Raw genomic sequence first — 21,791 nt, forward strand, 5'->3', positions numbered from 1 at the left:
CGTGAAACTGTCTAAGCGTGATATAGCCCTTAAATTAACTGGCCAAGTGAGTGATCATTTGGCGCCTTATGGGCCTTATCACTGGTTAGAGGCCAACGCCCTTGCCGCTTTTCTATCAATGCAACAAGCGGCAAAAAATGATGGCATCGAACTGGATATAGCCAGTAGCTTTCGTGGTTTTTCTCGACAACAGCTTATTTGGGATGGGAAAATGAGTGGGGAAAGACCTGTACTGGATCACCTCTCTCGTCCCCTTGATACAGCTTTATTGACCCCACGAGATAAAATTTTGGCCATTTTACATTGGTCAGCCTTGCCCGGCGCCAGCCGACACCACTGGGGCACCGATATCGATGTATACAGCCCTGCATTGCTGCCTGATAACTATCAGTTGCAACTTGTCCCCAGTGAATATCAACTAGGTGGATGTCAGCATCCTCTTGCATTATGGCTTGAGAAAAACATGACCAAATTTGGCTTTTATTTACCCTATCAAAAGCAGCTAGGCGGCGTCGCTATTGAGCCCTGGCATTTAAGCTATCACCCTGTCGCTGCGCGCTACCAACAGATGTTTACCATTGATATGCTAGATAGCGTATTAGCTCAGTCGAGTGTTTTGGGTAAATCAACACTGCGGATAATGTTACCCACGATATGGCAGCGTTTTATCACTCAGATCAGCACACCATAATGAGTACAATTTGGATTGTCATCATCATCGCTTTAGTACTTGGCATCATTGCCAGTAATATTATGTTACTTAAACACACTGCAAAGATGGATTTTAAAGCTAAAGACAAAAACAACGATAAAACAGATGACAACTAAACAACTCGGGATAGAATGAACTTTAGATACCAGATCCCTCTATTTTTTACCTTTTAACAAATTGTTAGGAAGACTTGTGTTGGAAAAAAAGATTGAAGCCGTCATATTTCAAGGCCGCTGGCTGTTAGCGCCCTTTTTTATCGGGCTGTTTGTGGCCATTATTATACTGTTAATTAAGTTTACTAAATCCTTATATCTAATGGTGCTAACGGCTTTTACTGCCAGCTCTGAAGAAACCATTATTAATATTTTAACCCTTGTAGATACCGCCCTATTAGCAGGATTGCTACTGATAATCATCTTTAGTGGTTATGAAAATTTTGTGTCTAAGCTTGATATTGATGATCATGAAGACAGACCATCTTGGATGGGAAAAGTAGGTTTTTCGGGCTTAAAGCAGAAATTGATTGGCGCTATTGTTGCGATTTCTGCCGTCGAACTGCTAAAGCTCTTTATTCACGCAGAAGCCTTAACCGAAGCGCAGATATTTTGGAAAATTATGGTGCACTTAACCTTTGTGATTTCGGGCGTATTGTTCGCCCTCACCGATTACATTGTTGAAAAAGCAAAAAGTCACTAACACCTATACCGGAACAAAAAAGCCAAACATTAGTTTGGCTTTTTATAAAGATATTTCTCGACGCACTATTTAATCAGCGATTAGCTGATACTGCTCACGTAGGATCTCAATAATTTCGGCTTTTGGATTATCCGATAAGGTAATCTTCTCACCAGTGATTTTTTCTGCCACACCTAAGTAGATTTCTGATACCTTCATCAAAACTGACTCTGGTAAGGCATTATCACGCGCTAGCGCTTCACGCTCTGGCATGCAATCTTTATTTAGCAAAATGTCCGGATCGGGGAAATGATTGAGCAGTAATTGACGGAATTGCTCTTTTGAGTTTTCGACCACGTTGCCATTGGCAAACTCAGCGGCATCCCAAATACGCGATGAATCAGGTGTGCCAACCTCATCCATGTATATCAGTTTTTCTTGACCATTTTTATCTGTGACGTAGCCAAATTCAAACTTGGTATCAACAAACATCTGACCGATATTTTCTAGCGCTTCACTAATGACATTAAAGCCTTCTTTGAGCAACTTTTCATAAAGGTTAATGTCTTCAGCCTTGGTAAAATTAAACGCTGCGAAGTTGTCTTCTATGTTCTTGCGCGTCACGTTTACATCATCAGCTTCTGGAACGCCCGGAATACCACGCAAAATGCCCTTAGTTGATGGCGTGATCAGCAGTTCAGGTAGCTTTTGGTCTTTAGTTAAACCATCAGGTAGCTCAATGCCACAAAACTCACGCTCACCCTTTTCATAAGCACGCCACATCGAGCCGGTAATATACTGGCGACAAATCGCCTCTATCATCACAGGACGTGCTTTTTGTACTATCCATACAAACGGGTGAGGTATATCTAGAATATGGCTGTCTGCTAAGCCTTGCTCTTTGAATAAACGAAACCAATTATTTGAAATCGCATTCAACGCTGCACCTTTACCCGGCACGCCATTCATGCCACCTTCTCCGTGCCAAATGCAGTCAAAAGCTGAAATTCGATCACTAATAACCATGATAGCCAATGGTGTATCGGGCGCCACGTCGTAATTTTTTTCCGCAATTAAACGGCGACTGTCAGCTTCGGTTAACCAGTAAACCGAACGAACTTTACCACTATGAACGGGTTTATCGGTACGGATTGGAAGATCATTATTGACTGCCAATACCTTGTCAGCAAGACTCATGTTTGTATGCCTTCTTAAATAGCAATAACTGAAATACAGCTAGTATTGTTAATTAAAAAAGGCGCGATATTATCGCGCCCTGTTGGTTAATTGTTTTCGACTCGCATGTGCTTTTGCATTAAATCAACGATGCTGAGATACATTTTACTCACTTGTTGCACGGATAATGGTTTCTTATCGCGGCCAAAGATAGTAATGACTGTTTCACCATTCTTAGACTGGCCAAGTTGGAAAGTATAAGAGCCTCTTCTTAACTCAAAACCACGAACCCCCTTCTCGCGCCAATAAGAATCAGATGGCTGTTTGAAGCTCATCACGTACGCACCCAAGTTTTTATTGCTCGATTCATATTCAAAATTAAGTTCAGCTAAAGCCAAAGGTAATTTTGCCCATACAATATCGAAGTTTTTCTTCGTTACCCAAGCGGGTAAACCATTGTCATCAAAACCTAAGTCTAGTGGAACTCGATTATCTTGTGATTGCAATGATGCATTTTTACGTTGGTTTTCTGCTAATGCAAATACCAATAAGCGGTTAATCATACCGATTTCATAGCGCTTCTTTTCCGCATCAAGTAATGGTTTAGTGTTCACGTCACCATCAACCGACTCTTTAAAACTCAACAACTCAACAGCTAAGCTTGCCGTGCGCGATGATGAAGGCTCTTTGAGTGTAAATTTGTACTGCTCTTCTGAACGATAATCTGTCGTATTGAAAAAAGAGCCAAACTCTTGTTCAAACACAAATGTATCTGAAACTAATTCACCTTTAAGTTTATCTAGATTTTTAGCCGATACATTATGTTGCGCGAAGAAATTGAGTAACAAGCTCCACACATCATCTTTTGCAGCCACCCCACGGTCTTTGGCGGTAAAGATGACCGTTGTATTTTCTGCCGTATCATCTGTTCGCGTCCCTTCTAGCACAGTCAGAACTTGAGCAGGCGAACGCACATCGACCTGTTCACCTAAATAAGTGGGTAGCGCTCCTTTACCTAGCGCAGGCACATTGTAAGTAGTATCAAGGGCAACCTCACCTATACCGGCAGTTGAAATGGGTTGAGCTAAAGAAGCATCCAAATAATCAAAATTATCTGTCGCTTTTTTTCGTGACTCAAAACTACTACAACCAGCCAATACTGTAATTAACAGGCCGCCAATGAAAATACCTTGTTTTTTTAGCACGCAATAACCGCCTTAATCGATGAGACTTGCTTGTTTTAACGCTGCTTCCACTTCCGGTTGCAACGGTGAAGAAAGAGTGGTTAAAGGTAACCGTAATGTATTATTTGGGATCAGCCCCAAACGGTAGCAAGCCCATTTTACTGGGATCGGGTTAGCTTCAACAAATAATTTATCATGTACTGGCATTAAACGTTGATCTATCGCCTTAGCCGCTTCAGTCTCACCCGCTTGTGCGTGTTGACACATTTTAGCCATTTGCGCAGCAGCCACGTTAGTCGTAACAGAAATAACGCCATGGCCCCCTTGCAGCATAAAATCAAGTCCAGTGGCGTCGTCACCGCTGTACAGTGCAAAGTCATCACTCACTAACGCTTTAATATCTGCTAAGCGTTGTAGATCGCCAGTCGCTTCTTTGATGCCGATAATATTATCTAACTTGGCTAAACGCGCGACGGTTTCTGGCTTCATATCTACCGCGGTACGACCGGGTACATTGTATAAAATTTGCGGTAAGGTTGAAGATTCCGCAATGGCTTTATAATGCAGAAATAATCCTTCTTGTGTCGGTTTATTGTAATAAGGAGTCACACTCAAGCCTGCTGCAACACCGCTGCTTTGGAACAATTTACTTAGCGCAATAGCCTCAGAAGTTGAGTTAGCGCCATTGCCAGCAATCACAGGGATACGGCCAGCGGAGAATTCTAATGTCTTCATTACCACTTTTACGTGATCATCAACATTAAGTGTTGCCGACTCACCTGTTGTGCCTACGGAAACAATTGCCGCAGTACCTGCTTCAACGTGGTAATCCACTAAACTTTTAAGTGCTAGAAAATCAATTTCACCGGCATCATCCATCGGTGTGATTAAAGCAACAATACTACCCGTTAGCATTTAGACATCTCCTTATAATCGAGCGAAATATGGTACTTTTCCAACTGGCTAAAAACAAGCATCAGATATGAATCACCAAGTGAAAAGGCCAAACAAACTGGATTTTAGCGCACTAATTAAACGACCCCGTAACATAAAGCAATTTACTCAGTGACATAGTTGGTATTTTTGTCAAAGTATCACTAAACTCGCTCTGCCAATAGAGCTAGCCCGTCACACTCTTGCAATAAACTAGAAAACAGCAATAAAAGATACCACAGTACAACAAATTACAGATACGTTTTCTAACACGAATCCTTGCCTGCAAAGCTTATCAAAGTAATATATTACTATTTATTGATCCAAGAACTTGGTGAAATAGGTATAGAAGGCCGAAAGCGCACTATTAATTATGGAGTAAAACATGCAAACACTTGTTGCTGGTGATAAAGCCCCGCTGTTTAGTTTACAAAATCAAAACGACCAAACTGTGTCTTTAGCAGACTTAAAAGGCAAGAAAGTACTGGTGTACTTTTACCCCAAAGCAATGACCCCCGGCTGTACCACCCAAGCTTGTGGCTTGCGTGACAGCAAAGCGCAATGGGCTGATAACAATTTAGTGGTATTGGGCATTAGTCCTGATGCCGTGAAACGTCTGACCAAGTTTGTTGAACGTGACAATTTAAACTTCGACTTACTTTCAGATGAAGACCATAAGATTGCCGATGCGTTTGGAGTATGGGGCCTGAAAAAATTTATGGGTAAAGAATATGACGGGATCCATCGCATCAGCTTTTTGATTGATGAACAAGGCAACATTGAACATGTGTTTAATAAATTTAAAACTAAAGAGCACCATCAAGTCGTAATGGATTACTTAGCAAGCAAATAAAACCATTGCTCCCGCTCAATAAGACGGGAGCAACATTTATTTACTCAGCAGAAGCTAATGACTCAGCCGCTTTGGCTTTATCCGATGGCCAAGCATTAACAACTGCTTTCACTAAGGTTGCCAAAGGAATTGCAAAAAATATTCCCCAAAAACCCCATACCCCACCAAATACAAGTACCGCGACAATAATAGCAACAGGATGTAAATTCACCGCTTCAGAGAATAAAACCGGCACGAGTACGTTGCCATCAAGGGCTTGAATGACACCATAAGCTATCATTAAATAGAGAAACTCAGAAGTAAACCCCCACTGAAACACGCCCACTAACGCAACGGGAACCGTCACAGCTGCTGCGCCAATGAAGGGAATTAATACCGACAGGCCTACCAACACCGCCAACAACGCAGAATAGCGTAAATCAAGCACAGCAAATGCAACATAACTAACACTGCCAACAATCAAAATTTCAACCACTTTTCCACGAATATAATTGATGATCTGGCTGTTCATCTCAACCCAAACTTGCGTTGCCAATTGGCGATTTTCTGGTAAAAAGCGGGTAACATTTTGTGTTAACTCCGTTTTATCCTTGAGCATAAAAAACACCAATAAAGGCACTAAAATACAATAAACCAGCAACGCAGCTAAATTAATCAACGACCCCAATGAAAAAGAAACGATTGCTTCACCACTACTGATTAATTTATCCCGAATATTATCAACAACAGTCGACACCATTTCAGCATCCACCATTTCGGGATATTTCTCAGGCAACGTCAGTAAATAACCTTGGGTTTGGTTAAGCATATAAGGTAACTCACGTATAAAGTTGGCGCCTTGTTTAACCACAGTAGGCACTAAACCCAGTAAGGCGAGTACCGTAAACCCAACAAAAGCCAATAACACAATAATAGCGGCGCCGGTACGATTAACCCCCCATCGTTGCAATGAACAAACAGGCCAATCGAGTAAATAGGCGATCACTATCGCCGCCAGTAACGGAGCCAGTAATGAGCCGAAAAAGAACACCACACTAAAGCCAAAAACCAACAAGATAGTTAAGGTCACCGCATGGGGATCAGAAAACCTATCTTTATACCATCGAGAAAAAACATCAAACATAAGCCGAAACGACTCCTATATCACTCATTTATCACGCTAAAAAAATCACCAATGACAAGGCTGCCCTGGGCAGCTCTTCACGCTCAAATGGAATACCGTGCTTCATTAAATAACGTGGAATATCCTGTTTTGAACCGGGATCACTGACCAATAAAGTTAACTGTGCTGGAGGATGGGCTTTCGCCAACCACTGGCGCATATTGATTAAAGGCATTGGACAAGAAAGATCTCGGCAATCTAAAGTGGTCATATTTTACTCATTGTTCCCAATCACAAAACAACCCTCTCATTATCAGGGCAATCAAATAACAACACAAACGATATCCACATATGGAGCATATTTAATTGTTAGCGACCAATTTTAATTCAACGAACCTTGCACCTGCCCCATAAGAGCGTTTATGCTGCAGTCATCACTGTAATTGAGATGACTTCGTGTTTGCAAAATCAGCCTTAACCTCGCTTATATCAGGAATCCTTTTGTTCGCTGCAAGCAGCACTACTCATGCCAATTTACCAGAAATAGGCACAGCAGGCGCCAGCGCATTAACCATAGAAAAAGAGATTCAATATGGTAAAGCATTTAGCGTAATGGCTCGAGGCGGCCTACCTGTAGTATATGATCCCGTTTTAGTTGAATATATTACTGATCTTGGCCACACCTTAGTTGCTCACGCCGACTCGGTGAAATTTCCATTTAATTTCTTTTTAATTCAAGATAATGAAATAAACGCTGCCGCTTTTTTTGGCGGCTACGTCAAAATTCATACTGGCTTATTCTTATATGCAGATAATGAAAGCCAACTGGCTTCTGTTGTCGCACATGAAATAGCCCATGTTACACAGCGCCATTTAGCGCGAATGATGGAAGCACAATCGCGCAGCAACCCCGCCACGCTAGCCGCGATGGCGGGCTCTTTATTACTGGCACTCGTTTCCCCTGAAGCAGGCCTTGCAATGTTACAAACCAGCATTGCGGCTAATATGCAAGCTAACATCAATTACACCCGCACCCATGAGTTTGAAGCAGACCGAATTGGCATTCAGACCTTGAGCCAAAGTGGGTTTGACCCGAGAGAAATGGCTGGCTTTTTTGGTAAATTGTCAGCGCAATATCGCTATTCAAGCAAGCCGCCGCAAATGCTACTCACACACCCTTTACCGGAAACAAGGGTCGCGGAGTCTCGTAACCGCGCCGCCCAATTCCCGAGCAAAAAAATATCGCCTAGTTTGTCTTACCAATTAGCCAAAGCCCGAATAGAAGCCAGGTATTCCAATATGTCAGGCAACACGAGCTTAAGTTTTTTTAACAATCAGATTAAAAACAAAGATTACAAGTTAGAGGCGGCTGCACTTTATGGTAAGAGTTTGGCGTTAATACAAATCGAAAAATACTCAGAGGCTGAGAAGATAATCGATGAATTATTAGCCCAATCGCCACGAAACTTGTTTTATATCGATACAAAGACAGATTTAGATATTGCACAAAACCGCCACCAACAAGCAATTGACCGTTTATCTATTCTCTACCGAGAAATGCCAAATAACTCTGTGGTTGTGATCAACCTAATTAACACCTATATGGAAAAGAAGGACTATGAAAAAGCGTTGGTCGTCCTCGACAAATTTTTACGCCAGCAACCAGATAATGCGTTAGCTTGGTCCATGGCGATTAAAGTGAATCAAGGTCTTGGTAATTTAGGTAAAGCTTATCAAGCGAGGGCTGAATACCTTGCTTTACATGGCGATTATAGAAAAGCCATTGATGAATTAACCAGCGCGGGTGTCGAAACCAATAATAATCTTGATCGCGCGAGAATAGAGGCTCGAATTGAACAATTTAAGCAAGCACAAGCTGCCTTAGATGAGCTGCGATCTTAAGGCGCAGTCGCAGCGCTAAGGCTCTGCCAGTGCTGATTCAAACTGCTTAAATCCTGTTCACCGACCAATGTTTGTACCAACTCTCCCTGGGGGTTTAGCACATAGGTAGTTGGCAGCACTTTAGGCCTTGGCAACGTGAAGTCACCCACCTCCACCCGCGCAAATAGAAACGATACATTTCTCTGTTGCCAACTGGTTTGTAGTTCAGCTAAAGGCAAATTATCATAACTCACTGCGATCACTTGCCGTTGCTCTGAAGCTAAGCCAAACTTATCAAGAGCCGGAAGCTCTTTAATGCAGGGCTTACACCAATCCGCATAATAATTTACCAACAGCCATTGGCCACGATAATCGGCCAAATTAGCGGGTTGACCATTAGATAAGGTTAATTCTGCTTGGCCGCAAGCAGTCAAAACTAAAACACTAAGCAAGATCAGGTTGCGTATTTTCATCACTACTAAACTCATGTCCCTTTGGTTACAATACCAATATTACTGAATATGGAGCGTCAGCATGTCACAAGTGCAAATTTATCACAATCCACGTTGCTCAAAGAGCAGAGAAACACTCGCCCTATTAGAAGCACAAGGCCTGCAGCCTGAAATCGTGCTGTATCTCTCCACGCCACTGAGCACGACATTGCTCAGCGAAATAGTAAAAAAATTGGGGTTTGACACTGCTCGCCAGCTCATACGTACCAAAGAAACGTTATACAAAGAGCTTGCCCTTAAAGATGAAGTTGATGAAAAAGTATTACTCAATGCCATGGTTGAAAACCCAAAGCTCATTGAGCGCCCTATCGTCATTTATGGTGACAAAGCCGCGCTAGGCCGCCCGCCTGAGCAAGTATTGGATCTTTTTTAATGCAAACGCAACATTATCGAACTATCGCGAAAGCCGGCTATTTCGGCTTACTCATTTACGTGCCGCTTTGGCACCTATGGCTTTCGCCGCCCCCTGCAGGGATAAGTCCCATTCTCATGCTAGCAATGTGGTTGGTTCCTTTATTATTCCCGTTACGTGGCATTTTAAAAGGCAATCCATATACTTACGCTTGGGCGAGTTTTATTAGCTTGTGGTATTTTCTACATAGTATCACCCTGATCATCGCCGATCCGAATGAGCGTTGGTTAGCTGTTATCGAGCTAATATTAGCCACCACTTTTTTTATTGGCAGTGTTTACTATGCCAAATACCGCGGCCGAGAATTAGGTTTGAGTATTCGTAAACCAAAAGAGCCAAAGTAGCCGTAACACAACGGCGCTGATGCTTTAGTAAGGCACAGCGCCGATAACCTTGACTATAGATGAAGGGTTTCTTTAACAAAGGGAATGGTCAATTTGCGTTGCGCTGCAATTGATGCGCTATCAAGGTGATCTAACGTCTTCAACAGCATGGCCATTTCACGGCTTAATCGATTTAACAGAAATCGCCCTACTTCCACAGGTAATTTAAAGCCACGCAGCTGTGCACGTAATTGTAGCGCACCAAGCTTAGCCTCATCATCTAAATGATTAATTCGATAGCCAGTGCCCCATTCCAACCGTGATATTAAATCTTGTAACGAAAGACCTAAATTCTTCGGGCTATTATTACCAGTAAAAATCAGGCAATTCGTTAGCTCGGTATGGGCTTTTTTTTCTAAACAACGATTATAAAGATTAAATAACGCTTGTTCCCATTGCGCATTTCCCGCTATTGCTTCCAGAGAGTCAATGCAAATAAGGGGCATGTTCTCCATCCCATCTAGCATTTCTGGGTTCATCATATGATGTAAATCGAGTGGGACATAAGCAGCTGCTTGGCCACTGTCATTAGCTTCGGCACAAGTTGCATGGAGTAGATGAGAACGACCCGATCCTTCTGTACCCCATAAATAAATGACGTCGTCCCCCTGTCCGATGGCTGCATTTTTCAGTGCAGTTAACAGTTGGGAATTATCTCCCGGATAAAAACTGGCAAACGTTTCATCATCGGGTAATTGCACTGACAGCGAAAGCTGTGAAGGGTTATGCTGTTCCACTAATCATTCTTAATCGCATCGTGTGGCGCCCAGTGTAACATTAGCAACAATAATGGGCAAAAGGCAGCGGCCGAATAGGTCCCTATTATTCATGATCTATTACTTGCCAGCGCCAACTTAAATCAACCCCTTCAATATCTTGCTCAATCTCAGTCATGTTTGAGTGCATGGCGATCGTTTGCTTTAACTCTTCTTGGCTACCCATCAGTTGAAGTTGTAATTGCATATTACCGGGCGCAATAGTTTTAAGTGTTACCTTACTCACATTAGACAACTGCTGAAAAAAGCGTTTGACCATAACCACATCAGCCATTGCATTAACATTTTCAACCTGTACCACTACGTAATCATCATCGCTGGCCGCTAATACCCGTGAAGATTGGCCAACAAAATAATCAGCTAGTTGATGACTCACTTGCACACTGCTGTCCTCAACCAAACCCACTTCTTCCCCTTGTAATAAAGGCAAACCTTGGGCATCAATTAATTGCCAGGTAAGCTGACTATATCGTCCAGCTAAAGTAGCTTTTATCAGGACGATATAGTCGACGTTATAGCGCTGGCTGGCTGTGACAACGGGCGTTAAAAAGCGACCCCATACATCCGTTATTGATATTTGATTTAAATCGTCAAAGTCGAGTAAAGGAAAGGTGATCGGCATGGCGCGCACTTGCGCCCCTTCTTTTAACCCCGTAATTAAGCCTGCAGCGGCGTGCTCTGACAGCAAGGTTTTCTGATCGTCTTGGTCTTGAACCACCCAAAATAGAGTGTTGGGTCTGGGCGTCGGCCACACTGAAATTTGTGCTTGGCGCAGTAACTGATTCACTTTAAAAGAATTAAACTCAAATAGAGCTCGGCCATCACCCATAACGGTTTGCTGATGAACAAGATCGGGTAAAGGTGGTAAGTATTTAAGAAGTATTTCGTTATCTAGCGTGTCGTAACGACCGGTCACTTTAAGCATGATCCGTTCAAATGCTGTATCAACTAGCTCTTTGTTTGAAACATTAGCCCCAGCATTTACTTCTACCTGATATATATTTTCGGCTGACGCTACATTTAGCCAGCTTGCCACCAATATCAAACAGCTAATGACACCTTTTACCTTAAACACGGGCTCTGATTTCCTATCTATAAAAACAACAGCCCGAGATCTTAACAGAGCTCGGGCTTTTTCTTAAATATCAATTCTGATTAATCAAGCAGGTGCTAACCATGGATCGCTTTAACAAAATCAATTTTTTGGCAGTAATAAATTAAGCGCAATCGCCACTAACCCACACAAGCTCACGCCTTGTAAGCTAAACGACCCCACCCCAAATGCCATACCACCGATACCAAAAATCAATACCACAGACACAATACAAAGGTTACGTGCTTTGCTTAAATCCACTTGATGACGGATCAGTGTATTTAACCCCACTGAAGCAATGGTACCAAACAGCAACATCATGATCCCGCCCATAACAGCAGGAGGAATGGTTTGTAATACCGCGCCAAATTTGCCAACAAAGGCCAAAGCAATAGCAAACACCGCTGCCCAAGTCATTACAACAGGATTAAAGTTACGCGTTAGCATCACCGCCCCTGTGACTTCGGAGTAAGTTGTATTAGGTGGACCGCCAAAACAAGCCGCAGCCGCCGTTGCGACGCCATCACCAAATAGAGTGCGATGTAGGCCTGGCTTTTTCAGGTAATCTTTTTTCGTTACATTACCAATCGCCAAGATATCTCCGACGTGTTCAACTGCGGGCGCAATAGCAACAGGCAACATAAACAAAATAGCTTGCCAGCTAAATTCTGGCGCCACAAAGTTAGGGATGCCAAACCATTTAGCATTAGTAATGGGAGAAAAATCCACTTGGCCAAACGCGATGGCCAGCACATATCCCACCACCACACCGGCAAAAATGGGCACTAACTTGAAAATACCTTTTGCCATAGTCGACATTAACAAGGTGACCACTAAAGCCGATAACGAAATAATCATCGCAGTGCTTTGTTCCATTAGCACAGCCGAGCCATCACCGGTTTTACCGATTGCCATATTCACTGCAACGGGTGCCAAACCAAGGCCTATCACCATGATCACTGGGCCCACTACCACAGGAGGTAAAATACGATGAATAAATTCACTGCCGCGCACTTTCACAAAGCCCGCCATTAACATGTAAACCACACCCGCAGCCATTAAACCCGACATAGTCGCGGGAATGCCCCAAGTTTGTACGCCATACAAAATAGGCGCAATAAAAGCAAATGACGATGCTAAAAATATCGGCACCTGACGCTTAGTCACCCATTGAAACAATAACGTACCAATACCCGCAGTGAATAAAGCCACGTTAGGATCTAATCCCGTGATCAACGGCATAAGCACCAACGCACCAAAGGCGACGAAGAGCATTTGTGAACCTGCTAATGCGGTTTGCCACTGGCTCGTCATTACCATTCCCTGTGTCTTATTCGACTCACTTGCAGTTGCAGACCCGTCTATCTGAGCCATAATTCCTCCTGAATAATTAATTGCAACGTGAGTTGATTATTTGGTGCCAAAAATCTTATCACCAGCATCGCCTAAGCCTGGCATAATATAACCGTGCTTGTTTAATCCATCATCAATAGAGGCGGTGTATAGCTCAATATCAGGATGCGCCGCTTCAACTGCCGCAAGACCTTCCGGCGCTGCCACAATAACCAATACTTTAATGTTAGAGCAGCCCTTTTTCTTGAGTAGATCTAACGTCGCAATCATTGATCCACCCGTTGCCAACATAGGGTCTACCACGAGCGCTAAACGATCATCAATTTGATTCACTAGTTTCTCGAAATACGGCACAGGTTGTAGGGTTTCTTCATCACGGTAAATCCCGACCATGCTAATTTTGGCACTGGGCATGTGCTCAAGCACACCATCCATCATGCCTAAACCAGCACGCAGAATTGGCACAACGGTTATTTTTTTACCTTTAATTTGCTGTACGGTAATCTCTTCAGACCAGCCTTGAATATTCACGTCTTCAAGGGCTAAATCGGAAGTTGCTTCATAAGTAAGCAATGCTGACACTTCACGCGCTAATTCACGGAAGCGTTTAGTACTAATATTAGCCTCACGCATTAACCCTAGTTTATGTTGAATTAGTGGGTGTTTAACTTCAGTAACTTTCATTTTTAACTCCAATACACGATAAAACTGCAAAAATTCCACCAATATTAGCAAAAACCTCCTCTTCAACCTCGCTATATTTATAAATTTGCGCATTAATACACAGAAAAATTTCTACTCGTGCTCTAGCCCTGCTAAAATACCCGCGAATTTTTACCAGTTAGTGGCACACTGTCATTAACAATACAATGTCTGGTTATGGGTGAGGGACTTCTGTGAGCAACAAAACCACTTCCTTGAGTTATAAAGATGCTGGCGTAGATATCGACGCGGGTAACGCTCTTGTAGAACGCATTAAAGGTGTAAGCAAACGTACTAAACGACCTGAAGTTATGGGTGGTCTAGGTGGTTTTGGCGCGCTTTGCCAAATTCCTGCTGGTTACAAAGAACCATTATTGGTTGCTGGCACAGATGGTGTAGGCACTAAGCTACGTCTCGCCATTGACTTGAAAAAGCACGACACAGTCGGTATCGATCTAGTGGCTATGTGTGTAAATGACTTGATTGTTCAAGGTGCTGAGCCACTATTTTTCCTTGACTACTACGCAACTGGCAAACTTAATGTTGATGTTGCCGCTGAAGTTGTTACAGGTATTGGCGCGGGTTGTGAACTGTCAAACTGTTCATTAATCGGCGGCGAAACAGCTGAAATGCCAGGCATGTATGAAGGCGACGATTTTGACATCGCTGGTTTTTGTGTGGGCGTAGTTGAAAAATCAGAAGTAATTGACGGCACTAAAGTCGCTGCTGGCGATGCACTAATTGCACTGGGTTCGAGTGGCCCACACTCAAACGGTTACTCATTAGTTCGTAAGATCCTAGAAGTATCTGGCGCTGATACTAGCCAAGCTTTTGGTGATACCACTTTAGGTGAAGCATTACTTGAGCCGACTCGCATTTACGTTAAGCAAGTGCTTGAACTGATCAAGCAAACTGACGTACACGCCCTATCACACATTACGGGTGGTGGCTTCTGGGAAAATATCCCACGTGTACTTCCTGCAAACACCAAAGCGGTTATCGATGGCAGTAGCTGGCAGTGGCCTGAAATTTTCAACTGGTTACAAGAAAACGGTAACGTTGAAACTGAAGAAATGTACCGCACCTTTAACTGTGGTGTTGGTATGATCATCGCCGTTGCTGATGCCGACAAAGAAAAAGCGCTTGAGCTATTAACTGGCCTAGGTGAAAACGCTTGGTTAATTGGTCACATTGAAAACGCTGCAGATGGCGAGCAACAAGTCGTAATAAACTAAGGTTCGTCATGAGTAGTAAGAAAATACTGGTATTAATCTCTGGTAGCGGCAGTAACTTGCAAGCCATCATCGACCAAGTTCATCTGAGTGATGAGCTTGGTAACATTGTTGCTGTGATCAGTAACAAAGCCGAAGCGTATGGCCTTGAGCGGGCAACGAATGCGGGTATCGCAACATCCGTTGTCGCCAGTAAAGGCATCACAGATCGCGCACAATACGACCAAGCTTTAATCAGCGAGATAGATAAGTATCAGCCTGATTTAATAGTGATGGCTGGCTTTATGCGTATTCTAACGCCTGCGTTTGTGCAACATTACGCAGGAAAAATGTTGAATATTCATCCATCTTTGCTGCCTAAGTACCAAGGCTTAAACACCCACCAGCGCGCTATTGATGCTAAAGATGAGGAGCATGGCGCCAGTGTGCACTTTGTCACTGAAGAATTAGACGGTGGCCCGGTGATTTTACAAGCTAAGGTGCCGGTATTTTCTGAAGATCAAGCTGAAGACTTAGCTGCACGTGTACAAGACCAAGAGCATCGAATTTACCCATTAGCAGTGAAGTGGTTTATTAACAATCGCCTTAGTATGCAAAATGGTAAAGCAGTGCTTGACGGCGCTGAACTGCCTGAACCAGGTTATGCCAACGACTAAGTTTTATTGCCACGAATCCTAAAACAAAACCCTGCACTGCAGGGTTTTTATTTATGACGCCTCTGACATATTATGTCTTTACATCAATAAAAAATGAAAATAGAATATTCTTAATCTAGCTATTTAAGGATATTTTATGGAAACCAAGCTGCTACCTTGTTTACTATTGGCTGGACTATTAAGCGCCTGTGCCAATACAACAAACGACACTACAAGCACACCTAGCGCAACTTCTGATACTCAACAAGCTGATTCAATGCCTGCACTAGTTGGGCCTTATCAAGTTAAGCATCAAGCCGTTGACCTTTTCTTTAAGAAACCAGCTATCAGTAACTTCCAATTATCACCCAATGGTATGCACATCAGTTATTTAGCTAGAAATGAACAAGGAAGAATGCAGTTATTCTTGAAAATGGGTGGGCAACAAGACAAGCAATTAACGCAAGTGACCAGTCAAAACCTAGACGGCTATTTATGGTTAGATGACGCGCACTTGGGCTATTACCAAGACAATGATGGTGATGAAAACTATCAACTTAACATGATTAACATACACTCAGGGAAAATCACTAACCTTACCCCTTTCCCATCTACGCGGGTTGCTGGCGTACAGAGAATCAAAAACAAACCCGGCAAAATAATCTTCTACATGAACAAACAGGATAAGCGCTACTTTTATCCATACAGCCTAGACATCAAAACACAGAAAATTACCCCCGAGTTTGCTTGGTCTGATGAATTATGGGACCCAGTATACGACCAAGATGGTTTCGCCAGAATTAAGTCGCGCTGGGCACCTAACGATGATAAATATGAAAAAGTGGAATACCATTATCGTCATCCAGGCGACATGACCTTTAGTAAACTAATTACCGTAAACAAAGACGAAGACTTCTCAATCATCCACTTTAATGATGCGACTAACGAAATCTTTGCTTTAACTAACCACAACTCCGACAAAGTAAGGGTCGTTAAATTCGATATGGATACTCGCCAAATGGCGACCGTGTTTGAACATGCCGATTATGATGTATTGGGCGCAGGCTTTATCCCGCAAGACAATGAACTTTCGTGGGTCTACTTTGCCGAAGGCAAAGGTAAATTACAGCCTCTATCGCCTACGACAAAAAAGTTATATCAAGTTATCGAATCAAAATTCTCGACTCACTTCACGGTTAATTCGATAACCCAAGATGGCAAAAAAGTGATATTAGCCAATACCGATGCCAACATTCCCGTAGAGTACATGTTATTTGATACCGAAACGCAAAGCTTTACTGCGCTAGGCAAAGCCTCGCCTTGGTTAAAGCCCGAACACTTAAGCGACATGCGTCCAATTCAATTCCAAGCGCGAGATGATTTAACTATTCATGGCCTGCTAACCTTACCTCGTAATAAAGAGAAAACTAACCTACCTATTGTCATCTTACCCCATGGTGGGCCATTTGGGGTACTCGACACTTGGGGCTATAACCCAGAAGTGCAAATGCTAGCACATCAAGGTTACGGCGTATTACAAATTAACTTTCGCGGCTCAGGTGGCTATGGTAAAGCGTTCTTTAAGGCTGGCTTTCATCAATTTGGTACTGGTGGTATGCAACATGATATTACCGATGGAGTGAAATGGCTTATTGAACAGGGTATTGCCGATCCTAAAAGAGTAATGATCTACGGCGCGTCTTATGGTGGTTACGCCACCTTAGCGGGCTTAACTTTTACCCCTGATTTATATGCCTGTGGTGTTGATTACGTCGGTCCTTCAAACTTACATACGCTCTTAATGAACATGGATGAATCTTGGGGAATGGGCCGAGAATTCTGGCTTGAGAGTGTCGGTAACCCTTATACCGATATTAAGAAATTGAAAGAAATATCCCCGTATTACCATGTTGATAAGATCAAAGCCCCCTTGTTTGTGGCGCAAGGCGCTCAAGACCCTCGCGTTAAACAGCAGGAGTCAGATCAAATAGTCAATGCACTGCGTAAACGTGGAGTAGAAGTAAAATACATGCTGAAACAAGATGAAGGGCATGGTTTTGATAAAGAAGAGAACCAGCAACATTTTTATGATGAGATGATTGATTTTTTAGCGAGCTGCCCTGCTAATAATCGTATCTAATTTACGGAAATAAAAACCGCCTTCTCTATAGCTGGCGGTTTTTAACAAATAATGTAATACGACATATTATGCCTTTACATCAAATTATGGTAAATGTAACCTTCCCCTCAATTTTTTTGAGGGATGTAAAAAATGATACGACTAGCCAGCCTTATATTAGTGGGATTATTAAGTGGTTGTGCTAATACAACCGATACTCAACCTGAAACTTCTTTAGATACTCAACAAGCCCATTCACTGCCCGAGTTGTCAGGACAATATCAAGTTAAACATAAAGCTGTTGAGCTATTCTTTAAAAAAGCTCAAGTTGGGCATTATGTATTGTCTCCTGATGGAGAGAAGTTAGGTTATTTAGCTCGAGACCAGCAAGGCAGAATGCAGGTATTTGTTTCTCATGATAATATTCCCAACCCTAGCACCGATAAACAGTTAACGCGCTTTGTAGATCAAGACTTAGATTATTACTTATGGTTAGATAACCACCACATTGGTTACTTACAAGATAAAAATGGTGATGAAAATTTTCACTTATATGCCGTAGATATTAGCAGCGGGTTAACAACTAACCTGACGCCCTATGAGAATACCCGTGCTGCCAATATTCAACGGGTCAAAAACCAACCAGGTCAGATTCACTTATTATTGAATAAACAAAATAAAAGCCACTTTTTACAGTATTCAATCAACATTAAAACAAAAAAATTAACCTCGGAATATTCACTCAGCGACACCTTGTGGGCTCCCATATACGATGATAATGGCAACGCTCGAATCAAAGCACGCTGGCATCCAAATGATGACAATAAATTTGAAAAGCTCGAATATCATTACCGAGGTCCGAATGATTTAACGTTTCGCCCTTTTGTTACTTTAAATAGTGGTACCGTTTTTTCTGTTATTAAATTCAATGATGATAAAAACGAAATGATTGTCCGAACCAACCATCGCTCTAACACGATTAGAGTTGTCAAATTCAATACTGATACTTTCGCGATGATGCCTATTATTTCAAGGGCAGGATACGATATTTTATCGGCTGGTGTATTACCCAATGATACACAACTATCTTGGGTCTACTACCAGAGAGACAAAGGCGTATTACTCCCTCTATCTCAACAGGCTAAGGAACTTGATCAAGTAATAACTGAAAAATTCTCAAAACACTACCGAGTAATCTCTTTGTCTGATGATGGAAAAATCCTATTATTAAATGACAAATCGCCGCAAAGGCCAGGTCGCTACGCAAAATTAGATACTAGCACTTTATCAATCACGACCTTGCCAAATGCCTATCCTTGGCTTAACGATATCCCGTTAGCTGAAGTGAAAACTGTACAATTTATGACGCGTGATGGTCGAAGATTGAATGGCTTGTTAACAATGCCAAATAACGCTAAAAAATCTATACCCGTCGTAATTCATCCTCACGGCGGACCTTTTGGTGTGCTCGACAAATGGGAATATAATCCAGAGACGCAGCTACTAGCAAGCCAAGGGTACGGCGTTTTACAAATCAATTATCGCGGCTCAGGTGGCTATGGCCGCTCTTTTGTTGCCGCCGGTTTTCACCAGTTTGGTACTGGAAGTATGCAGCATGATATTACCGACGGGGTAGAGTGGCTTATCGAACAGGGGATTGCCGATCCTAAAAGAGTGATGATCTACGGCGCGTCCTATGGCGGCTATGCCACTTTAGCTGGCTTAACCTTTACCCCTGATTTATATGCCTGCGGAGTAGATTATGTTGGCATATCTAACCTGCATACATTCTTAATGAATATGGATGAATCTTGGGGGATGAGCCGAGAATCTTGGCTTGAGAATGTCGGTAACCCTTATACCGATATTAAGAAATTGAAAGAAATATCCCCGTATTACCATGTGGACAAGATCAAAGCCCCCTTGTTTGTGGCGCAAGGCGCTCAAGACCCTCGCGTTAAACAGCAGGAGTCAGATCAAATAGTCAATGCACTGCGTAAACGTGGAGTAGAAGTAAAATACATGTTGAAACAAGATGAAGGGCATGGTTTTGATAAAGAAGAGAACCAGCAACATTTTTATGATGAGATGATTGATTTTTTAGCAAGCTGCCCTGCTAATAATCGTATCTAATTTTGCGGAAATAAAAAAGCGTGGCACCCTGCCACGCTTTTTAGCTCATGCAAGCTGAATCTAAACCATGGCAGCAAACTCTTGGGTTTCAACCACCTCTGGCGCAGCTTCAACTGGTAAGGTTTGTTTCACATACACGCCTGGAGCACTACAAAGAACAGGGTAGTTAGCAGCGCCAATTTGATAAGGCTCAACCCGCTCGTCAGGGTTAAAGCCCAATAGCCATTGATGCCAGTGCGGCCACCAAGAACCATCATTGTGCGCAGCGCTGTCAAACCACTCTTCAGCATTATCTGGCATCGCCTCATTGGTCCAAAAACCATATTTGTTTTTATCTGGGTGATTAACCACGCCCGCGATATGGCCAGACTCACCAAGCACGAAAGTTTTATTGCCACCCGTTTGCAACGCACCACGATAAGTGCCTTGCCACAGTGCAATGTGGTCTTCTTTGGTTGAAATAAAGTAGCTGGGGACTTTAATTTTCTCCAAATCAATCCACACCCCACCAATCTTCACGCCTTTGTCCTGTACTAGTTTATTTTCTAGGTAAAGCTCACGTAATAAGAAGTTATGGCAGCTGGCAGCAACATTGGTACTATCACTGTTCCAATACAGTAAATCGAAATCAACTGGACTATTACCTTTTAAGTAATTATCAACGTAGTAATTCCAGTACAAGCTATTTTCACGTAGCAAACTAAAAGTAACACTCAATGAACGGCCGTCCATATAGCCCAAGGTGTTATTTTGCATTTCAATTGCACTTATCACAGTGTCATTGATGTAAGCACCGACTTCGCCGGGCTGGGAAAAGTCTAACAGCGTTGTGAAAAATGAAGCTGACTTAATGCGTTTTTTCATACGCTTAGCGGCATAGTAAGCGATTGTTGACGCTAATACAGTGCCACCAATACAGTAACCGGCGGCATTGATCTGCTCTTGGCCTGTGATTTCTTCAATGGCTGAAACCGCCTTGACCACACCTTCAGTTACATAATCGCCAAATTCAACATTAGCGTGAGCCGCACTCGGGTTACACCACGACATCATAAATACGGTATGGCCTTGATCGACCAACCAGCGCATCATCGAGTTCTTTTCGCGCAAATCTAGAATGTAGTATTTATTAATAAACGGCGGCACAATTAACAAAGGCGTAGCATGAACGGTTTCTGTGGTCGGGCGATATTGAATCAGTTCAAACAATTGATTTCTAAACACCACTTCGCCAGGTGTGTTAGCCACATTTTCACCCAGTTTAAACGCATCGTTATTGGTCATGCGGATCTTAAGTACATCAGCACTATTCGCCATGTCTTGCTGTAATAGCGATAAGCCTTCTACTAGGTTTTCCCCATTCTTTTCTAGGGTGAGTTTTAATAGCTCTGGATTTGTCGCAATAAAGTTACTTGGCGACATTGCGTTTATCATCTGACGAGAGAAAAAGCCTAGACGCTCTTTCGTCTTCTGATCCACCCCTTCCACTGCATTAATCGTGTCGAGGTAAGTTTTGCTAAACAGTAAATAAGACTGTTTAATGAAATTAAAAATGGCTTGCTCTTGCCATGCACTATCAGCAAAACGTTTATCACCACGCTCGGCTTCAATTACGGAAGATTTACCCGTTTCTTGCATAACAACATTTTGCCAAATTTCCATTTGCTGCTGCCACCAGTGCATTTGCAAATCAAGCATCGCAGCAGGTTGGTTGGCGGCACCTTTTAACAACTCATTGAAGTCGTTTAAGCCAACTTCATTCATTGCCTGATTAAGTGGAGAATTGACGGCTCCCTTGCCTTGCTCAAAGTCCTGCCACCATTGCTGGTTGCTTTCTTGCAATTTGACAAGATAGTCCGAGAAGAAGTGTTGAAACATAAGTTGACCCTCTTGAACGGAAAAGCCACCCTAAATAAGGTGGCTGG

At 42.7% G+C, this 21,791-nt stretch carries 22 protein-coding genes; 11 read left to right on the plus strand and 11 right to left on the minus strand.

Annotated elements, in window-relative coordinates:
- Position 1 precedes the first annotated feature (1 nt).
- The 3 genes from Q4519_RS05615 to Q4519_RS05625 all read left to right on the plus strand — a co-directional run bounded on the left by Q4519_RS05615 (position 2) and on the right by Q4519_RS05625 (position 1,408).
- The gene (locus Q4519_RS05615) at positions 2-691 is read left to right on the plus strand and encodes a M15 family metallopeptidase (protein ID WP_303510516.1); all 690 of its coding nucleotides are present in this window, start codon (positions 2-4) and stop codon (positions 689-691) included.
- Positions 691-828 carry a DUF2897 family protein gene (locus Q4519_RS05620; RefSeq protein WP_232801130.1) on the plus strand — a complete coding sequence of 46 codons (138 nt, stop codon included), beginning with the start codon at positions 691-693 and terminating at the stop codon, positions 826-828. The genes Q4519_RS05615 and Q4519_RS05620 overlap by 1 nt, the downstream gene beginning before the upstream one ends.
- A 79-nt stretch (positions 829-907) precedes the next feature.
- Positions 908-1,408, plus strand: a complete 501-nt coding sequence (locus Q4519_RS05625; RefSeq protein WP_238481362.1) for a TIGR00645 family protein — start codon at positions 908-910, stop codon at positions 1,406-1,408.
- Positions 1,409-1,477: 69 nt separating this feature from the next.
- On the opposite strand, the gene Q4519_RS05630 is transcribed toward Q4519_RS05625, so the two are convergent.
- From Q4519_RS05630 to dapA, 3 genes are all read right to left on the minus strand, one after another.
- A complete protein-coding gene (locus Q4519_RS05630) occupies positions 1,478-2,584 on the minus strand; it encodes a phosphoribosylaminoimidazolesuccinocarboxamide synthase (protein WP_303510523.1) in 1,107 nt (368 codons plus the stop codon).
- A gap of 86 nt (positions 2,585-2,670) precedes the next feature.
- On the minus strand, positions 2,671-3,768 hold the full coding sequence (bamC, locus tag Q4519_RS05635; RefSeq protein ID WP_303510525.1) for an outer membrane protein assembly factor BamC: 1,098 nt from the start codon (positions 3,766-3,768) through the stop codon (positions 2,671-2,673).
- 12 nt (positions 3,769-3,780) lie between these two features.
- Positions 3,781-4,662, minus strand: a complete 882-nt coding sequence (gene dapA, locus Q4519_RS05640) for a 4-hydroxy-tetrahydrodipicolinate synthase (RefSeq protein ID WP_232801126.1) — start codon at positions 4,660-4,662, stop codon at positions 3,781-3,783.
- A gap of 403 nt (positions 4,663-5,065) precedes the next feature.
- On the opposite strand from dapA, the gene bcp reads away from it, so the two are divergent.
- Complete coding sequence (bcp, locus tag Q4519_RS05645; protein ID WP_232801125.1) at positions 5,066-5,533, plus strand: thioredoxin-dependent thiol peroxidase; 468 nt, start codon at positions 5,066-5,068, stop codon at positions 5,531-5,533.
- 40 nt (positions 5,534-5,573) lie between these two features.
- Here bcp and Q4519_RS05650 read toward each other — a convergent pair whose 3' ends face one another.
- Together Q4519_RS05650 and Q4519_RS05655 are read right to left on the minus strand one after the other, a co-directional pair.
- Positions 5,574-6,656, minus strand: coding sequence for an AI-2E family transporter (locus Q4519_RS05650; RefSeq protein WP_232801124.1), 1,083 nt, complete (start codon positions 6,654-6,656; stop codon positions 5,574-5,576).
- 31 nt (positions 6,657-6,687) lie between these two features.
- Complete coding sequence (locus tag Q4519_RS05655; RefSeq protein WP_232801122.1) at positions 6,688-6,906, minus strand: sulfurtransferase TusA family protein; 219 nt, start codon at positions 6,904-6,906, stop codon at positions 6,688-6,690.
- Positions 6,907-7,136: 230 nt separating this feature from the next.
- Between Q4519_RS05655 and Q4519_RS05660 the strand changes: the two genes are divergently transcribed.
- Positions 7,137-8,537 carry a M48 family metalloprotease gene (locus tag Q4519_RS05660; RefSeq protein WP_303510531.1) on the plus strand — a complete coding sequence of 467 codons (1,401 nt, stop codon included), beginning with the start codon at positions 7,137-7,139 and terminating at the stop codon, positions 8,535-8,537.
- Here the strand turns inward: Q4519_RS05660 and Q4519_RS05665 are convergent.
- On the minus strand, positions 8,534-8,989 hold the full coding sequence (locus tag Q4519_RS05665; RefSeq protein ID WP_303510536.1) for a TlpA disulfide reductase family protein: 456 nt from the start codon (positions 8,987-8,989) through the stop codon (positions 8,534-8,536). The genes Q4519_RS05660 and Q4519_RS05665 overlap by 4 nt on opposite strands.
- 61 nt (positions 8,990-9,050) lie before the next feature.
- Between Q4519_RS05665 and arsC the strand changes: the two genes are divergently transcribed.
- Both arsC and Q4519_RS05675 read left to right on the plus strand, forming a co-directional pair.
- A complete protein-coding gene (gene arsC / locus Q4519_RS05670; protein ID WP_303510539.1) occupies positions 9,051-9,401 on the plus strand; it encodes an arsenate reductase (glutaredoxin) in 351 nt (116 codons plus the stop codon).
- Positions 9,401-9,784 (plus strand): DUF2069 domain-containing protein, encoded by a 384-nt coding sequence (locus Q4519_RS05675; protein WP_303510541.1) that lies wholly within the window; start codon positions 9,401-9,403, stop codon positions 9,782-9,784. The genes arsC and Q4519_RS05675 overlap by 1 nt, the downstream gene beginning before the upstream one ends.
- A gap of 53 nt (positions 9,785-9,837) precedes the next feature.
- On the opposite strand, the gene hda is transcribed toward Q4519_RS05675, so the two are convergent.
- The 4 genes from hda to upp all read right to left on the minus strand — a co-directional run bounded on the left by hda (position 9,838) and on the right by upp (position 13,729).
- Positions 9,838-10,560: a DnaA inactivator Hda gene (gene hda / locus Q4519_RS05680; protein WP_232801115.1), complete on the minus strand. Its 723-nt coding sequence runs from the start codon at positions 10,558-10,560 to the stop codon at positions 9,838-9,840.
- Between the two features lie 85 nt (positions 10,561-10,645).
- Positions 10,646-11,674: a DUF2066 domain-containing protein gene (locus tag Q4519_RS05685; protein ID WP_303510544.1), complete on the minus strand. Its 1,029-nt coding sequence runs from the start codon at positions 11,672-11,674 to the stop codon at positions 10,646-10,648.
- Between the two features lie 120 nt (positions 11,675-11,794).
- Positions 11,795-13,006 (minus strand): uracil-xanthine permease family protein, encoded by a 1,212-nt coding sequence (locus Q4519_RS05690; protein WP_232801211.1) that lies wholly within the window; start codon positions 13,004-13,006, stop codon positions 11,795-11,797.
- 96 nt (positions 13,007-13,102) lie between these two features.
- Entirely contained in the window at positions 13,103-13,729 is a 627-nt protein-coding gene (gene upp / locus Q4519_RS05695) for a uracil phosphoribosyltransferase (RefSeq protein ID WP_232801112.1), read from the minus strand.
- A 212-nt stretch (positions 13,730-13,941) separates the two neighbouring features.
- Here upp and purM point away from each other — a divergent pair, with 212 nt between their 5' ends.
- From purM to Q4519_RS05715, 4 genes are all read left to right on the plus strand, one after another.
- Entirely contained in the window at positions 13,942-14,982 is a 1,041-nt protein-coding gene (gene purM / locus Q4519_RS05700) for a phosphoribosylformylglycinamidine cyclo-ligase (protein ID WP_232801111.1), read from the plus strand.
- Positions 14,983-14,990: 8 nt separating this feature from the next.
- Positions 14,991-15,635 (plus strand): phosphoribosylglycinamide formyltransferase, encoded by a 645-nt coding sequence (gene purN / locus Q4519_RS05705; protein WP_303510548.1) that lies wholly within the window; start codon positions 14,991-14,993, stop codon positions 15,633-15,635.
- A 136-nt stretch (positions 15,636-15,771) separates the two neighbouring features.
- Entirely contained in the window at positions 15,772-17,754 is a 1,983-nt protein-coding gene (locus Q4519_RS05710; protein WP_303510551.1) for a S9 family peptidase, read from the plus strand.
- Between the two features lie 132 nt (positions 17,755-17,886).
- A complete protein-coding gene (locus Q4519_RS05715) occupies positions 17,887-19,866 on the plus strand; it encodes a S9 family peptidase (protein ID WP_303510554.1) in 1,980 nt (659 codons plus the stop codon).
- Between the two features lie 60 nt (positions 19,867-19,926).
- Here the strand turns inward: Q4519_RS05715 and Q4519_RS05720 are convergent, their stop codons facing one another.
- The gene (locus Q4519_RS05720; protein WP_232801101.1) at positions 19,927-21,744 is read right to left on the minus strand and encodes a class I poly(R)-hydroxyalkanoic acid synthase; all 1,818 of its coding nucleotides are present in this window, start codon (positions 21,742-21,744) and stop codon (positions 19,927-19,929) included.
- Positions 21,745-21,791 lie beyond the last annotated feature (47 nt).

Origin of the sequence: Motilimonas sp. 1_MG-2023, from assembly GCF_030547455.1 — a bacterium.
Lineage (GTDB): Bacteria > Pseudomonadota > Gammaproteobacteria > Enterobacterales > CBDFNC01 > Motilimonas.

What these genes read in the sequence shown, in the direction of transcription:
- arsC (WP_303510539.1), top strand. Translation starts at nt 9,051, where the DNA reads ATGTCACAAGTGCAAATTTATCACAATCCACGTTGCTCAAAGAGCAGA.
- upp (WP_232801112.1), bottom strand. Translation starts at nt 13,729, where the DNA reads ATGAAAGTTACTGAAGTTAAACACCCACTAATTCAACATAAACTAGGG.
- Q4519_RS05710 (WP_303510551.1), top strand. Translation starts at nt 15,772, where the DNA reads ATGGAAACCAAGCTGCTACCTTGTTTACTATTGGCTGGACTATTAAGC.
- Q4519_RS05665 (WP_303510536.1), bottom strand. Translation starts at nt 8,989, where the DNA reads ATGAAAATACGCAACCTGATCTTGCTTAGTGTTTTAGTTTTGACTGCT.
- bcp (WP_232801125.1), top strand. Translation starts at nt 5,066, where the DNA reads ATGCAAACACTTGTTGCTGGTGATAAAGCCCCGCTGTTTAGTTTACAA.
- Q4519_RS05655 (WP_232801122.1), bottom strand. Translation starts at nt 6,906, where the DNA reads ATGACCACTTTAGATTGCCGAGATCTTTCTTGTCCAATGCCTTTAATC.
- Q4519_RS05650 (WP_232801124.1), bottom strand. Translation starts at nt 6,656, where the DNA reads ATGTTTGATGTTTTTTCTCGATGGTATAAAGATAGGTTTTCTGATCCC.
- Q4519_RS05675 (WP_303510541.1), top strand. Translation starts at nt 9,401, where the DNA reads ATGCAAACGCAACATTATCGAACTATCGCGAAAGCCGGCTATTTCGGC.
- Q4519_RS05630 (WP_303510523.1), bottom strand. Translation starts at nt 2,584, where the DNA reads ATGAGTCTTGCTGACAAGGTATTGGCAGTCAATAATGATCTTCCAATC.
- purN (WP_303510548.1), top strand. Translation starts at nt 14,991, where the DNA reads ATGAGTAGTAAGAAAATACTGGTATTAATCTCTGGTAGCGGCAGTAAC.
- Q4519_RS05715 (WP_303510554.1), top strand. Translation starts at nt 17,887, where the DNA reads ATGATACGACTAGCCAGCCTTATATTAGTGGGATTATTAAGTGGTTGT.
- Q4519_RS05690 (WP_232801211.1), bottom strand. Translation starts at nt 13,006, where the DNA reads ATGACGAGCCAGTGGCAAACCGCATTAGCAGGTTCACAAATGCTCTTC.
- dapA (WP_232801126.1), bottom strand. Translation starts at nt 4,662, where the DNA reads ATGCTAACGGGTAGTATTGTTGCTTTAATCACACCGATGGATGATGCC.
- Q4519_RS05720 (WP_232801101.1), bottom strand. Translation starts at nt 21,744, where the DNA reads ATGTTTCAACACTTCTTCTCGGACTATCTTGTCAAATTGCAAGAAAGC.
- Q4519_RS05620 (WP_232801130.1), top strand. Translation starts at nt 691, where the DNA reads ATGAGTACAATTTGGATTGTCATCATCATCGCTTTAGTACTTGGCATC.